The sequence below is a fragment of the Cupriavidus sp. 2SB genome, from assembly GCF_005503625.1.
Taxonomy (GTDB): Bacteria; Pseudomonadota; Gammaproteobacteria; order Burkholderiales; family Burkholderiaceae; genus Cupriavidus.
The window spans coordinates 16,789-31,502 of sequence record NZ_SCMX01000024.1 but is presented as its reverse complement, the minus strand read 5'-3'; the positions used below and the strand labels follow the sequence as shown (position 1 = coordinate 31,502).

The 14,714-nt window shown below is 61.3% G+C and carries 15 protein-coding genes and 1 pseudogene; 2 read left to right on the top strand and 14 right to left on the bottom strand.

The features are described 5' to 3' along the window. Positions 1-42: 42 nt before the first annotated feature. The gene (ku, locus tag FFS21_RS13605; RefSeq protein ID WP_137925345.1) at positions 43-945 is read right to left on the bottom strand and encodes a non-homologous end joining protein Ku; all 903 of its coding nucleotides are present in this window, start codon (positions 943-945) and stop codon (positions 43-45) included. A 166-nt stretch (positions 946-1,111) separates the two neighbouring features. Continuing rightward, on the bottom strand, positions 1,112-1,336 hold the full coding sequence (locus FFS21_RS13600; RefSeq protein ID WP_137925344.1) for a DUF2188 domain-containing protein: 225 nt from the start codon (positions 1,334-1,336) through the stop codon (positions 1,112-1,114). 170 nt (positions 1,337-1,506) lie between these two features. Here FFS21_RS13600 and FFS21_RS13595 point away from each other — a divergent pair, with 170 nt between their 5' ends. Further along, positions 1,507-2,223 (top strand): DUF4145 domain-containing protein, encoded by a 717-nt coding sequence (locus tag FFS21_RS13595; RefSeq protein ID WP_137925343.1) that lies wholly within the window; start codon positions 1,507-1,509, stop codon positions 2,221-2,223. A 261-nt stretch (positions 2,224-2,484) separates the two neighbouring features. On the opposite strand, the gene FFS21_RS13590 is transcribed toward FFS21_RS13595, so the two are convergent. The 9 genes and pseudogenes from FFS21_RS13590 to FFS21_RS13555 all read right to left on the bottom strand — a co-directional run bounded on the left by FFS21_RS13590 (position 2,485) and on the right by FFS21_RS13555 (position 10,825). Beyond that, a complete protein-coding gene (locus tag FFS21_RS13590; RefSeq protein ID WP_137925342.1) occupies positions 2,485-2,661 on the bottom strand; it encodes a DUF1737 domain-containing protein in 177 nt (58 codons plus the stop codon). Positions 2,662-2,970: 309 nt separating this feature from the next. Next, positions 2,971-3,101 (bottom strand): annotated as a pseudogene (locus FFS21_RS32915) (IS3 family transposase); the annotation flags it as partial. 593 nt (positions 3,102-3,694) lie between these two features. After that, entirely contained in the window at positions 3,695-4,192 is a 498-nt protein-coding gene (locus FFS21_RS13585; RefSeq protein WP_137925341.1) for a hypothetical protein, read from the bottom strand. Between the two features lie 65 nt (positions 4,193-4,257). Beyond that, positions 4,258-4,488, bottom strand: a complete 231-nt coding sequence (locus FFS21_RS13580) for a hypothetical protein (RefSeq protein WP_137925340.1) — start codon at positions 4,486-4,488, stop codon at positions 4,258-4,260. A gap of 169 nt (positions 4,489-4,657) precedes the next feature. Then, positions 4,658-5,185, bottom strand: a complete 528-nt coding sequence (locus FFS21_RS13575) for a hypothetical protein (RefSeq protein ID WP_137925339.1) — start codon at positions 5,183-5,185, stop codon at positions 4,658-4,660. Then, the gene (locus tag FFS21_RS13570) at positions 5,182-7,338 is read right to left on the bottom strand and encodes a site-specific integrase (RefSeq protein ID WP_137925338.1); all 2,157 of its coding nucleotides are present in this window, start codon (positions 7,336-7,338) and stop codon (positions 5,182-5,184) included. The genes FFS21_RS13575 and FFS21_RS13570 overlap by 4 nt, the downstream gene beginning before the upstream one ends. 7 nt (positions 7,339-7,345) lie before the next feature. After that, positions 7,346-8,674 carry an HNH endonuclease gene (locus FFS21_RS13565; protein WP_137925337.1) on the bottom strand — a complete coding sequence of 443 codons (1,329 nt, stop codon included), beginning with the start codon at positions 8,672-8,674 and terminating at the stop codon, positions 7,346-7,348. 42 nt (positions 8,675-8,716) lie between these two features. Beyond that, positions 8,717-10,141 (bottom strand): KAP family P-loop NTPase fold protein, encoded by a 1,425-nt coding sequence (locus FFS21_RS13560; protein ID WP_137925336.1) that lies wholly within the window; start codon positions 10,139-10,141, stop codon positions 8,717-8,719. 372 nt (positions 10,142-10,513) lie between these two features. Then, positions 10,514-10,825: a hypothetical protein gene (locus FFS21_RS13555; protein WP_225934860.1), complete on the bottom strand. Its 312-nt coding sequence runs from the start codon at positions 10,823-10,825 to the stop codon at positions 10,514-10,516. Positions 10,826-11,210: 385 nt separating this feature from the next. On the opposite strand from FFS21_RS13555, the gene FFS21_RS32475 reads away from it, so the two are divergent. Beyond that, positions 11,211-11,375 carry a hypothetical protein gene (locus FFS21_RS32475; protein WP_225934859.1) on the top strand — a complete coding sequence of 55 codons (165 nt, stop codon included), beginning with the start codon at positions 11,211-11,213 and terminating at the stop codon, positions 11,373-11,375. Positions 11,376-12,014: 639 nt separating this feature from the next. Here the strand turns inward: FFS21_RS32475 and FFS21_RS13545 are convergent. The 3 genes from FFS21_RS13545 to FFS21_RS13535 all read right to left on the bottom strand — a co-directional run bounded on the left by FFS21_RS13545 (position 12,015) and on the right by FFS21_RS13535 (position 14,709). Beyond that, positions 12,015-12,458, bottom strand: a complete 444-nt coding sequence (locus tag FFS21_RS13545) for an HU family DNA-binding protein (protein WP_011514853.1) — start codon at positions 12,456-12,458, stop codon at positions 12,015-12,017. Positions 12,459-12,481: 23 nt separating this feature from the next. Next, the gene (locus tag FFS21_RS32010) at positions 12,482-12,706 is read right to left on the bottom strand and encodes a hypothetical protein (protein ID WP_104670302.1); all 225 of its coding nucleotides are present in this window, start codon (positions 12,704-12,706) and stop codon (positions 12,482-12,484) included. Positions 12,707-13,002: 296 nt separating this feature from the next. Next, positions 13,003-14,709, bottom strand: a complete 1,707-nt coding sequence (locus FFS21_RS13535) for a M30 family zinc metallopeptidase (protein WP_104670301.1) — start codon at positions 14,707-14,709, stop codon at positions 13,003-13,005. Positions 14,710-14,714: the final 5 nt, after the last annotated feature.

Below are 14,714 nucleotides of genomic sequence, written 5' to 3'. Positions count from 1 at the left end.
TGCCGATAAGGTCAAGGACCTCGCGTAAGGAGTAGGTACGCATCACGCTTGCTTCCTTGTCTTCTTTGCCGGTGCAACTGGCGCGGGCTCCGCACGCTTCGCGCTTCGACGCGCCGGGGCCTTAGTGGTTTCCTTAGCCTCGCTCTTCGCGGCAGGCGCCGCCTTAGTGGAGCCAATGCTCTTTCGAAGCGCATCCATCAGATCGATGACCTCGGCGCCGGTAGCGGCCCCGGGCGCTTCGGATGCCACCGTGATGTCCTGGCCTGCAATCTTTTTGTCGATTTGCGCGAGGATGCGTTGCTTTTCCTCGTCGGTGTACTCGGACGGCTCGTATCCGGCGACCGAGTTTTGCTCAATCAGTTGTTCGGCGAGCGAAAGTTCTGCCTTGGACACGCCGACGGTTTCAACGTGCAGATCCGCCATCGAGCGAACTTCGTCTGCGTAAAGGAGCTGCTGCAGGATCAGACCATCGTCGCCGACGCGGATTTGCACCATGTATTGCTTGCCCTTCCAGTTCCATTTAGCCAACGCGCATTTGCCAGTCGCGCGCAGCGCTTCCGATAGCAGGCTGTAAGGCTTGCCGCCGCGTTTGTCTGGCCCCAGGTAGTACGCCTTGTCGTAGTAGATTGGGTCGATCGCAGCCAACGGCATGAAGGCAATGATGTCGATGGTGTGCTGAGTGGCTTCTTCGAGGGCTTTCAGTTCATCGGGCTCGAAGATGACGTACTTGTCCTTCTCGAACTCGTAACCTTTCACCATGTCAGCTCGATCGACCACCACACCTTCGCGCTGGCAGATGTACTGTTGCCGCAACCTAGATCCACACCCTTTGTGCAGGAGGTTGAACCCGATCGCAGCTTTGCTCTCGGTTGCGGAGAACACCTTTACTGGTATCGAAACGAGACCGAAGCTGATCGACAGCGAGGCGATAGAGCGCGCAGCCATCTTGCACTCCTGAAATGGGGGGATACCAGCAGAGTAGTCAATCCAACTGTCGCCGACAGTAGGCGAAAAGCGCATTACCTTACCCGCCACCCACCGACGTAGCGCATCCGCAGAGGCGGGCCGCCGGGGAACTCACCGGCAGAAAAGTGTTGATCAAGGGCTTAGGTTAGCCCGGGATATTACGCGGGTCGTTGCCGAAGGAGTTGCGCTCTCGAATCTGGCCGTCGCGGCCGTGGATAAGCAGTTCAACCTTGTCGGCCTTGGCGCGCTCGGTGCCGGCCTGAATCGCGGCTTCCTGTGTATCAAAAGTCTCACGCCTTCCGCCCCCAGCGGCCTCGACGGCCCAACCTTGTTCACCGGCGGGTACTACATGGATGTTTTTTCCGGACATGATCGCCTCCGCTGTCTTGATAATGGAATCTTCGGCGTCTGAAAGGGCTCGCGGTATCGGCGCTGGTCCTACGGTGGATGTGATCTGTGCGACGCGGTGTCTATAATGTTCGCCGATCCGAACGTCGCGTGCACCCAGGCTTCGTCTAGAAACACTAGAGAGAAAAACTAATGTCCGTCGTAGAAACGATAATCAAGGGACACTGTCCTGAATGCGGGGCAGGGAAGAATGCCGAGATCGTCGCCACTTATCAACATAAATGGCAGGACGATGAACATCCCATCTGGGGGCAAATTGACTATCGCATTCTGAAATGCCGGGGTTGCGACAGTGTTTACTTTCAGAGTGCTGAGGTCTTCTCCGAGAACGTCAATTATCACTACGATGCCGCCGGCCATCTACAGGAAGTTTACGAGGCCGAATATTCGTACTGGCCATCTCCCTTGAAACGCATCCGTCCTTCGTGGCTGGACGAGCTAGGCGCCATCGACAATGTCCTGCACAGCATCCTACAGGAGGTGTATTCCGGCTTGGACGCTGATCTGCCGGTTCTCTCTGCTACAGGAATGAGAACAGCTTTCGACCGCGCGACAGAGCTTTTGGGCATCGACCCAGCTAAGACTTTTCAAGAGAAACTAAACGCTCTTTACGTCTCCGGAAAAGTGGGGGAGGCGGAGAAAGAGGCGTTGGCTATTCTTGCCGATGCCGGCGGTGCAGCAGCACATCGGGGTTGGAAGCCGCGGCCAGAGCAACTAGCGACGATGATGGAGATCGTTGAAGCTTTCTGCCACCGGAACTTTATCCTCGACGGCCAGGTTGGCAAGCTGAAGCCGCAGATCCCTGTAAGGCAAAAGCGCCGAGGTGCTGAAGGCGGTGCACCGGCTTGACCCGCGGAGGGCAGCTTAATAGCGCACAGCCCCAGAGCAAAGGTGGCAGGCGGCGATGCAGGCAAAGGCGTTGACCGGCGTTGCAGTCTACAAAGCGTAAGCACAGATATTATTTAACATAAGCTCTCACAGCCTGGAAAAGCGTGTTTGCCGCCATGCCGATAAGCACAGTTATCGGCAGGGGCGCGTGTCGTAAAAAAAGCCGCCTTACGGGCGGCCCTACCGTGACGCTCGCTGCTGGCGTCAATTGTGGCGGTTTGCTCAGTCCTCGCGGACCATTGCTTGGCAGCCGACTGTGACACCGCCAACCATCGTGATAGAAACGCCGCCTGTAGGCTTCCAGCCGTTGGCAGTCGCGGCATTTACGAGCTTCATCAACTCGGTAATAGCTGCATTCACACCCATTGGCTCGCCCACCTTCACGATCTGGTACTCCATGCTGCTCCTTTGTGTCTTCCGGCTTGCCGGCCGGTGCGGGACGCGCATGCGCCGGTGTTGTTGTCAGCGCGGGTCGCGCTGGATGACGTAGCCGCAGTGGTCTTGCACCGCCACTACGGCTTCAAGATAAAACATGCAATCCCCGTGAACCCCACCACGGCCATGGTACTTTGAACAATGCGGGCGGATTTGGTATCGGTAAGCACCGCTCCAAATGCACACAGTGCAAACGCTAGCAACATCATCAGTCCGAAAAACCAGTTTGGAATGACTGGAGTTGCCCCTGTACCTCAGGACACGCAGACACCGCTAGGTTGATGACACTGCAGTCCGTCTGAACTCGCGCGGTGAGCGATATTTCAGGGCTTTGTGCGGGTGGCGCTCATTGTAGGTTCAAACGCAACGGCCAGGCGAGAGAGTGCCGTTGGCACGTCGGCCTCGTCCTCGAATTTAACGTAATAAATGTTATGTATCCAACAACTTGTAGGGGCTAAATCAGGAAGTCCGCTTGGACATTTCAACTTAGCCTAGACAACAACAATAGATCACATGAGGATGCCGGGCTTCATGGTCCAAGTTGAAGCTTCTACAAGCACAAGGAAGCCTCGATTTCAGTGCGAAGAGCGTCAATCGACGCCGGGCCGTCCGTGGACCGGCCGAGGGGCTAGCGGCGGGTCCGCCTACTAAAAAGCGTAGTCGGCGATGGCCACACACGAGGCGAGGCAGCTGAGGACGACTAGGACGTTGCCGCCCCGCCTCTTGATCGCCCTGGCGGCGAACCGCACTGTCCTAGCAGTCCAGTGATACTCCCTATACGCTGATGGCCAGATGGGAGACGCCGTGTCGCCGACTAAGGTACCCGGTTCAATAATCCACTCACCTACGTACCAGCGCTTGATTCGTTTGAGCATTGGGTGCTTCCGTTGTTTGTTGGATCTCCATTTTCAGCCCTTGATCTTCTTCCTCAAGAGACGGTTTTCCTAACGCGTGACGTCGTCTGGCCGGTGAACTTATACACAGTTAAGGGCGCTGCTTAGTCAAGCGGGCGGTGAGCGGTATCGTGTTTGGCGATGAATGTTTCCATGCCAGGAGACAACGGCCTTTGGATGAGGAAGTCTCCGTATCGCTGACGGAGAAACGGCCAGACTTTGGCCAGGTGGCCGCGATGCCGGAAAAACGGGTGCAGCCATACCCATTGCATTTCCCACCGGGGCTCGGTTTCGTTCTCGAAGGTGGCGTGTCGTAGTCCACATGCGCCGAATACGCGATTAGAAACGGGACCGTCTTCCTCTAGGAGGTCGTACGCGGTCTCGTGAAAGAGGTAGATCTCGTATGGCGCAAAGCTGGAATGCCCCCTTCGTTCGCTGGCTTCCATCGGAGGAAAATCGAACCCCAGTTCGCGCTTGAAATAGTAGCCCAATTGCTCTGACGCGTTCCTCGCCCACTCGGGCGAGTCGACCGTTACCAGCATCGGGGATGATGTGGTGGCGAGCTCCTGGAAAACGGGAAGTTCGAGCGAGTAAAAAGACATGATCGGGAGAGAGGCTTCAGCACCGCCCTATCTTGCCGCGTGGTGGTAGAGCGGTTGTTTTCGACTTAGCGAACTACGAAGACGGCGATGCCGATAACGCCTTCGCCGAGCTTTTCCAGGTTCATGGACACTCGATCGACGAGCCAGGCAACTGGTGCGTTCTTGGGGCGCACCGTATTGCCCTTGTCCAGGTGAGGTACCGGCACGTCCGTGGTGATCTGAAGGAGCATGGTGGCGGTTTCGGGTTCGCCCTCGACAGCGTGGGTCATGTCCATAAAGGTGTATTCGTATTTCATAGGTTTCCCTGTAGTTAAAGAAGGTCAATCCTAGCCGGTTTCCTCGCAAGGTTCCACGCTAAGTAAACGGCTTGCCTAAGCCCGTGCGCGATCCCATCTACCTATTCGAGGTGGGGAAGCTCTAGCGTGCTGGACACGGATGACCGTTCACGTTGTCGAGGTGGCGAACTTATAGCTTATGTTGCAAGAGATTGATATCAGCCTGGTCCTTCGCCATCTGCAGTTCGGCCTGGTGGAGCTCTTGCCCATGCCATTCAGCTTTGTCGATACGCTCCTGCGTCGAGGCAATTGCGACTTGTTTCGTTCGCAATAGATCGGCGGCACTGGGTACGCGGAGCGGCATAGTCCCGATGTTTGCCATATTGCTTGCGGCGTAGACAGCATCGAAATCCAGCTCGCCGATGGAAGTCAGGATGTCGATCTCAGGATTTGCCGCGTCAGGCATCGCCAGCCGTTTCAAAGGTTCGTGTAGCGGCCCCAGGAAACGATCTGCACCTGGCCCGCACATGCCGCATAAAACTTTGTGAATCCGCTCTGGATTGTCACCTGATCGACTCACCCACACGTCGAGGTCATGGGTTCGACGATTGACGCCGTGAGCTCGCAACGCCCAGCCGCCAATCACCAGATACTTCACACCGACGTCATCCATGGCCTGGAGGAACCGCATCTGCTGGTTGTTCAGGAGCAGGGTCATGCATTGTCTCCTTCAAAGAAGCGTTTCATTGCCGCCATACGCCGCGCATCCTCGGTAGTGACGTACCGGGTGGTGGTATCGAGCGAAGCGTGGCCCGCGTTCTGCTTGACTGTCTCGAGTGGTGCGCCGGCAGCCAGCGCATGGGAAATATGGGTGTGTCGCATCCAATGTGTGCTGGCCGCGGCCAGGCGGGTGGCGCCCCGGGGGTCGACCGCTTCCAGCTCCAGTGCACACGCCTGGAAGAACCGCTTGATCTGCCGGTACAACGTGGTCGCCGCCAATCCCGCCTCGGCGGGGGCCGTGTCTACCTTGGCCCACCCCCCTGCCCGTTCCGCTTGGTCGGTTGCGTGGCCCAGCAGCGCCACACCGCGGCACCGGGCTGGATCAGGGTCGAACCCCCGGGATTCCAAGTATTTGCCCAACGTCTCGACCGTGGCATCCGGTACCGGAACGCGGCGCAGCTTGTTCCCCTTGCCGATCACGCTGAGCCACCAGCCCTCCTCTCGATCGCCGGTACCGGGCTGGGCCAGGCAGACCCACTCCAGGTCGTCTGTTCTGGCGGCGACCACCTCCGACAGGCGCAGGCCGGTCGAGTACAGCAGCGGCAAGGCAACCTGCAGCCGCCGATGGATGGACGTAGCCGGCAGGCGAGCGAGACATCCTTTGACAAAGGTCCACTGGTCCTCGGTCAGGCTTCGGCCTACGTCCAGCTCCGGTTTGGCGCTGGTCGGCACGTGGATGCCCTGCCACGGGTTGCCGGCCAGGTAGTTCTTGGCGTTGAGGTAGGCATACAGGTTGGCTAGGACGCCGATCGCATAGCCCTGGGCGCGGGGATTCAACGGTCCCTCGAAGGGCCGCCAGAGGGGTGTCCAACGCTCCCGCGAGCGCGGGCCGCACCATTCCTCCGGCGGGTCGGCCAGAAAGTCCCGGTACGCCATGCAGTCATCCGTGTCCATGGAGGACAAGGGCTTTCCCCTGGCCAGCATCGACCACAGCAGGAAGCGCTCCGCTTCCTTCCGGTACGCGCGCTGGGTGTTTGACAGGTAGTGCAGCCAGTCATAAGGCCCCTGCCCCGTGCCGACATCCTTGCGCTTTTCCCGCAGGCCCAAGATCTGGTCCGGCGCCAGGCCGGGTTTGGAGCGCAGCCAGGACAGCACCGCCTCGTAGTCGTTGTGGGCGTTGATTAGGCAGCGGGCCTGCGGCAGGCGGTAGGCGCCGTCCCGACCGTCCAGATGGGCGGGCAGCACAAGCTTGTCGAGCGGGACCAGAGCGTTTTCCTTGCCGCGGGGGACGACCATGGCTAACTCGTGCGCGTAGCGCTTGCGGCGCGGGACGGTCACGTGGTTGCCGACCGACCGGCGCAGCGTCTCCGCGTGGGTGGCCAGGAAAGCTTCGATTGCCCTCGCCTTGCCGGCGCCGATCGCCGGCAGGCCGCGCGCCCAGGCGGCGCCCAGGCCGTCGATGCGATCGAGCAGATCTTCCAGCGTCCGGACGCCGGCCGCCTCCAGCCGCTCCGCGAGGGGTTCCGCCAGCCACGCGCGGCAGGCGTCGCCCGTGAGGACGGGCTGGGCGTACCGTTCCTCGAGCCAGTCGATGGCCTCGAGCTGGCGACGCATCATCCGGGCACGCTTGGACTCCCGCTTCAGGGCGTTGCCGTAGCGCTCCTCGTAGGCGGCCAGCTGCTCGGACTCGCCAAAGCCGTCCATGCCGGTCTCGGCCACAAACTCCTCGAGCGACGGCAGGCCCAGCCCCTTCTGGCCGAGCCTCCGGAGGTCCTTGGCCTCCAGCTTCAGGCGGCGAGCGGTACCGGGGCGCTGGGCCCGGGTCGCGGCGGCGACGAGCTCGCTGCGCAGCCACGCCGTGACCCGGCGGACCTTGGGATGGGCGGCGAAGGCGTGCGCGGCGGGATCGGTGTCGCAGTCGGCCTCCTCAACCTCCGGGGAGCGTGCGAGCAGTTCCTGATCGGCCTCGATTTCGCCCTCTTCCATCAGGTACCGTTCCCACATGGCCCGTGCGTGCAGCCCCTGAATGATGGCCCGCAGGAATCCGAAATGCCCGCGATGCAGCTGCCGACGCGTGACGGAGCGCCGCCGCCGGCGCGGGCTTCGCTTGGACGGGGCTGTTTCCAGGTCCTCGATGGCGGCGGTGCCCATGGCCGGTTCAGGCTGATGCGGCATCGTCGTAGCGGTACTTGGCCCGGTGCACGGCCAAGAATGCGGCACGCCGGGCAGCATCCCCCTTGGCGTCATCCCGCAGGCGCAGCTGACCCAGGCCGAGCTCGCGCACGGCATCGTCTGGCAGTCCCTTGCCGACCAGCAACGTGCCGTCGTCTGCGAAGCTGATCAGTCCACGGTCGAACAGCGCATCGAGGTTGGCCACCAGCAGCAGGCCGTTGTGTGGGTCCAGGCGGTCGTCATTGTTGCTGGTGGCCCACGGCTGGATGTGGCTGGCTCGCAGCACCGCGCGGACCCGCACGCCCGTCACGGCGCACGCTGCATCCCAATGGCCCTCAAGCTGGCTGCGAAAGCGTCCTTGGCCCAAGCGTGCGTCTACCAGGCGCTGCTTTGTGGTGGCGTCCAGCGCCCGGTCAGCCTTGACCGCTTCGACGTCCGCGGCGGCTCGGCTTTCCCGATCCCCGTCGCCAGCCGGCGTCTCGCCCTTGCGCAGGACCGGAAATCCGAGCGCAGCCAGCTTCTGATACCACGGCCCGTTCATGGTGCCGTAGCCGTATCCGGTGGGCGGCGCCAGGCCCAGCGATTCGGCGGCCAGCAGCCCGATCGCCTTGGGCGGATAGGGCTCGCCGTCGATCCAGACGTTGTAGCCCGTGGAGGCATGCGCCTGCTGGAATGCGGCGTCCTTGGCATCCCAGGCCGCGGCGCCGGCGCGCACGGCGTCCACTGTCAGGTCTTCGGCGGTGGCTTCAGCGCGGGGCGCGATCGCAGGCCCTTCGCGCTCCTCCACGCTGAGGCGAAAGCCCAGCTCGCGCAGCCGATCGCGCCAGAGGCCACCCTGTGGTTCGGTGAGGTTCGTATCACGGATCTCCGGCAGCCCGGCCCAATGAGCGGCCCGGCGCACCAGATTCCGGTATCCGTACCAGTGATCTCCAACCTGCACGAGCCACCGGTTGCCGCGGAAATCGAAGGCTTCGGTCTGGCCGGCGGCAAGCAGGTCGCGGGCGGCGGCTTCGACGTGCGCAGCTTTCACGGCCCGCTTCGACAGGCGGCGATCAAGCTCGAAGCCGAGCGCCTTCAACCGGCGGCGGGCGGCATCCCCGGCGAGCGTTTCGCGAGTCAATTCGCCAAAGCCCGCCAGTTCATGGGCGACGCCGGTGATCGCCTTGGTGGGGTACCATCCCCCGTTGATTTCCACGTTCCAGTCGGTAGTGGGTCGGAGCGAGGCCGCTCGCCGCCCCGCCCGCCACGCGTCGGCGGCGGCGTGAAAGTGAGCGCGGGTCAGTTGCTGCAACGTTTGAGGGTCGCGGAAGGCCATGGGTTGTGGTGGTGGTTTGCGTCGGACGGGAGTCGTCGCAAGTTACTGGACGTCCAGGTCGATGGCGCTCAATGCCCGGGCGAACGCGCGCTCCGGCTCACGTGGGCCGAAAATGCCGTGCATGGCCTCGTTGGCCTTTCGGGAATCCTCCTCCGTCATGGCACCACGACGTCCCACGAAAATGCCGTGAAAGCAAAGCAGGCCATCTAAATACGACCCGAGAAAGCCCAAGTCATGCCGCGCCACGGGTTTCTGCCACTGCCTGCTCAATTCCCGGACCAGCCTGGCCAATTCTTCATCTAAGAATGCGGAGCATTCGCGATGCGCTCCATCTGCGCCAAGAGGATCTTTTAAGCCGTGATAAAGGTCGGGGCGCTTGAGTTTGAGCGCGATCAGATAGGGTCGCAGCGCCTCCTGTCTACCGTCGGTGAGTGCAAAGAGGGTGCAGCCGCGCTCGATCTCGCGCAGGGACAGATTGAATAGGACCGCAGTCGCCGCGAAGTAAGCCACAAAGTCCCCGTCTCGAAGACCAAGATCGGCCGCGACCGACCTGACAAATCGGCGCGTTGGGTGATCCGTGTTTAAGTCGCGCTCCTGTACCTTGGGCAGACGCAACGACAGGTGCAGGAATTTGCCCAGATAGGCCGTGGCGTCGGTCTCGGCTCCGTACACGCCACGGATGGCCTTTTCCAGTTGATCGCGGTTCATCAGCAGGACAAACACCAGGTGCGGCACGTCGAAGAAATGCTTAATGCGCTCCAGCAGCGCTACAGCGAAGGCGGGTCGACAGCGGTCGAGTTCGTCCACGACGACGACGACGGGCTTGCCCGTCTCCTTGAATGTCCGCTGGGCAAACTCCGCGAGGATCTGACGGAACCCTTCCACGCTCCTCTGCTCGGCCTCCCATTGACCGAGACGACGTTTCACCCACTCGGCGGTCACGTCGCCAGCCTTGCCGCCGGCCTGCTTGGCGACCGCCGCGAATTCATCACCGTCGACGCTCAGGCCGGCTACCTGGTTGAGTGCGGTCACCATCGCCCCGGCGCCGAGGGCGGTGGCGGCGAGATGGATGGCCGCCTTCGTTGCGACCGGCAGCAACGCGCGCATGACTTCGCCGGCGCGGCGCTTGACCTCCTCGACCGTTGTGGCGTCTTCGGCACAAAGCTTGAGGACCGCCGCCGACAACACCATGAAGGCATCTTCCGCGTAGTCCTGCCCAAAGGCATCGATGAACGCCAGGCGGTGGCCATCGTTCTCCAGCTTCTTGGCCCAGTGCCGGCCGAACCAGGTCTTGCCTTCACCCCAGGGCGCGTCGATCGCGATCACGGCCCCCACCTGAAGGCGCTGCAAGTAGGCGGTCAGCCGATGAGCGACCGGCCCGCGCTCTAGTAGGTCGCCTTCGAACGGTACCTTGATGTCCGCCAGCGGCGGGCGTTGCACAAGCACGGAGGTGGCGACTTCAGCCATGGGGACCCCTGTCAGGAATAGCCGTGCGGCCCGCCGGCCCAGCGCCAGCGCGGTACACACGCGAATGGGTCACATTATAGGCGGGGGCGTGTGCTGAGTGCTAGGTGACCCGTACCTTATTTTCCGTGTGCTTGATAAGTACGGTTATCATGCACAGTGTAAAAGCATCAAAAACAAGCATAAATGCCTTATAATGCATTTTCTGGCGACTTGTACGTACCAAGAAAAACGGCCAACGCATGGGGCTGCTAGTGGTTTCCATGTCGCTTTCCAGTTCGGGGCCGGTATGAGCCCAGTGCCGGGCGGCGTGCGACGCCCGAAAAAAAACCGGCTGACGCCGGCCAGCTTTTTCCCAGTAGAGCGTGGCCCTCGTCAGACGACTGTCACCGGCAGGTTGCCCGAGATCTGCAGCATGTCATGCTTGGTGAGGAATTCCTCGCCCGTGACAAGGATCTCGGCGATGTGAGTCGTGCTCTGCTGCGCAGCATCTTTCTGGGCGTCGAGAAACGCCCGGGTTCCGGCCTGCACCAGCGTCGGCAGCGAGTGCTGAACGACGTTGGACCAGCGGGCGCTGATGATCTGGACATCGACCCGTGTGATCGTGGCGCCGCCGACCCGCGGCTGGGGCAGCAGCTCGGCCATCATGCTGGAGCCGTTGGCGTACTTGAAGGTGATGAGTTGCATCGCGTCCAGCGATGTGTGTGGGTAAATTGGATTAACCATGTTGACTTGCCTTAAATAGTGCGTCGGCAGGATCAGCCCGACCGAGTGCAGTGATCGTGCCGCGCCCTGAGCCAAACGTCAAAATGCGAGCGGCCGTAATAAACCCCGCGCGCACCACGTCAGTGGTGCGCCCGTGGGCGATTTCACGCCCTATATATATAGAGAGGTCATGGAACATGCGCGGCGCTTCCCTGAGAGTTCCCCCGAAGCAACACGTCAGGTCAGGGCTTCTGCGATCGTAAAAAGTCGAGGTCAGCAGCCGGAGCAGGCTCGCCCAGATCTCCTAGATGAAGCGTTGCCGGGCCCGCAAGGGCTGAGTGGCTTGCCCGCTGGGAATTCAGGGAGGATGGCCGTGCCGCTGCACGGCCGATCGTTCTTCATGCTCCCTGTCCCCATCCACAAAGAATTTCGCCTGCTCTCGTCGACGCCACACCTGACCTGGCAGAAGAAGACGCCGCCTGCCTCCGGGGCACACGTCAATATCTGGTGGCTCTATTCGGCTATGCAGTGAGCCAGCAAGCTCGGGCTCACGCTGGGCAGGCCCGGACAGGAGACCGTGCGAGCTACCGCAGAGGCCGCATTGTCCGTGTGTGCCTGGGATGGCACGGCTATTCGGTGACGCCAGCGTACTCCCGCCTCAAGGATTAGTGAATCCATTCATGCCGGGCACCCTGGATCATTCTCGCGAGCCGAATCTGGGACAGCTTTTCCCTCAATCTCCTTTTCACCGAGCCACGACCATCAGCCCGTCGCGTCGCACGGGAGCTGCGCGATCGCCGTGCTCTACTGGGATGGGATGATCAATCCGAACCTGACGTTGTCTACCCGGGCCCGCCGCAGGTTGTGGTCCAGCCGGACTGCAGTTGGTGGGAGCGACAATCTACTGTCGCTCCGGCGTGCTACGGCAAGTGCTCAGGGGGCGGGTTGTTGATGTCGTCGATACGACGGAACGGCGTGTGAGATCCTGGGCGGGAGGCGGGCAGCAGATGATCCGATTGGAAGCTGCCGACGGCGTCGGACCGATGGTGCGCAAGATGTTTGGAGCCCCTGGCTCCTAAAGCCAATCTGGAAAGGCTGGTGGAAACACGGCCTCCACAAAAGCGAAAAAGGGCGACCATCGGTCGCCCTGTTCTGAACGTGCTGCCTGTGATTAGGCTGCGGCGTCCTTGAGCTTCTTCAGCGGACGCACCTTCACCTTGACCGATGCCGGCTTGGCGGCGAACCATTGGTCTACACCAGTGAAGGGATTCTTTCCGAAACGCTTTTTCGTGGCAGGAACCTGGATAGCGGCCACCTTGAACAGGCCCGGCAAAGTGAACTCCCCAGCGCCCTTTTTGTGGATGGCGCTCACGATGGTGTTCTCGAGATGAGCCAGCACAGTCTGCACGGTCTTCTTGTCCAGTTCAGTCTGGGCGATCAGGTGGGCGAGCAGACTCGACTTGTTAAACGTCTCCTTTAGCGGCTTGACCACCGGTGCCGCAGCGGCGGCCTTCGGTGCTGCCTTCGCAGGAGTCTTCACAGCAGCCTTCTTGGCCGCAGGCTTGGCGGCCGGCTTCGCAGCGGCCTTGGCAGTCGTCTTAGCTTTGGTAGCCATTTTCGGTTCGTAGTCTCAGAGGTTTAGCGTGCCAACGCACTGGCGATCTGCTCGGGCGCGACACTGCCCGTGATATTGCCATGATGACGCGCGTTTTCAAGGCCTTTTTTGAGTATACGCGTTACAGGATGTCCCGGTGTTGTCGTGTCCATGCATCGCAAGCAGAGCTTGTTTTCGTGCTCGGAACTTTCCTTTGGCTGCGCTTGGGAGTAGGTTGGGAGTTCCACCAGTGGTTGATCGACGATCATAGGCGGAAGGCACGCCAAGGGAGTTTACAGCCTCCTTGTGGGACTGATCGTCGGGTCATACCTTTGGGGCAAAGTATGTCGCGGACTGGAGCGCATCCTGCGCCGGATTAGAGGTGGTAGGAGCCAGCGGAACGTTGTGGTGAACGCAGCGGCATGACGTGGTTCCTCGCTGTACGAGGGGAATGCGTTGAAGCGCCGAAACTTCCCCCCTGAAGCACAAAGGCCCCACGAACCGTGAGGTCGTGGGGCCTTTCGACTTCTGAACGCCAGTCGCTAGCTGCTAAGGCTTCCTGCTATTAATGGATCACAACGGCAAGAGTCGTGCCGGCCGGTACTTTAACCGTCTCGGTGTATCGACCCTTCACAGCTTGCCGCACGACGGGCAGGCTCGCATATGCCTGGAGCGTGGTGGGCACCGTCTGAGTGAGCGTCCGGTACGGCGCGTAGGCCGTCGGATCGATGGCCGGAATGTTGTACCCGTTGTCGGAGCGAGCCGGGAAACCAAAGCCGTTGGGGCTCGTCGCTGCAGGAATCAACGCTCCCGCCGTTGCCGAGAATCGGCGGAATTGCCCCACGAAGCTCGTGCCGGGGAAATTCGTCTTGATGACGGTATCCAGCACGTCGACCGAATTCGTCGAACTCATGTTCCCCAGCAAGGACTTGTAAAGGCGTAAGCCAAGTTGGCGATTCAAGAACCCGCCGAACGAGCCAGACACGGAGTAGCTATCGCACGATGCGCTGAACGGCGTCCAGTCCAGCAGGCTGCAGTTGTAGCTGCCGCCCTTGTACTTGACGTAGTCATAGAAGCGAACGTCTCGGATGGGGTTGTGGCCGGGATCGAGCGTTGCGCTGGCGAAGTCTTCCATCATCATCGCAGTGGCTTCTTCCAGCCAAGTCGCGAACATATACTGCACGCCGCCGAGAACGCCACGCCGATAGAAATTCTGAGCATGGGTGCCTTCATGCGCCATCGTCATCACCACTTCCGTCAGGCCGGTGGCTCCGTCTAGGTACAGCGTTTCCGAGTCCAGATACAGCGACAGGGATTCGTTGCTGTACGGGTTCGACGCGCTCTTAGCAATGGCATTTCGCGCGTAGAAGTAGCCTGTCATCCCGTACGGGGCGTTGTTGTGATCGAAGTTCAGAATGACGATATCGATCGGCTGGCCAGTGCCCGAAATAAGGTTCGAGTAGTTGTGCGAGCCCCACAGCGGGCCGCCGACATCCTTCAGCATGTCGTAGACCTTGCCGGCAGATGCAAAGCGGTCGGCGAGCTGGTCGATGATCGCTGAACTCACTTTCGTCGGGCCGTTCTCGGAGTTCTCCACCCAGAAGTTCACCGTGACACCGTCGGTCGTCGTTGCCTGGCGAACCAAGGTTGTTGATCGGACCGAGTTGTCCTCGTTAAACCAGTCGCGCGTGTCATTCACAACGGACTTGCTCGGCCCGCTGGACATCGAGTATCGCGGTCCGGTGCCTTGGCTACCGGCAAGGGCTGCCCAGCCGTTTCGGTTGAACTCGCCGATGCGTTGCTTGGCATCGGTGGCGGGGTCTTGCCAACGCAGCTGGCTTGCTGCGACCGACGGGAAGCGGGAGGCCGTCAGCGAAATCGCAGGCATGGGCTGCGCGACGCCGCTCTCGTTCGTGAAGACAAGCGTCACGTCCTGACCGGTTAGGCCATCAATGCTGACGGGCACATCGGCGGCAGCTGAGGTGGCATTCGTGGCCTGCCACACGCCGACGCCGGTGCCGGCGTACGTACTCGAGTCAACCGCGCCGCAGTTCAGGCAGGACGGCGCCACCAGGCTGGTGGGTTTGCCCGGCGTGACCGGCGTGGTCGGTGACTCCGGTGTGCCGGTCGCCGGTGAGTTGGGAAACTGCGGGTTGGCCTGGGCCTGAGGCGTTTCCGCGCCATCACCACCACCACAACCTGCGAGGGCAGCGACCAAGACGGCCAGTGCCAGAGCCCCTTTCTTGTTTGACAAAGTACGCTGAATGCGCATAGCGA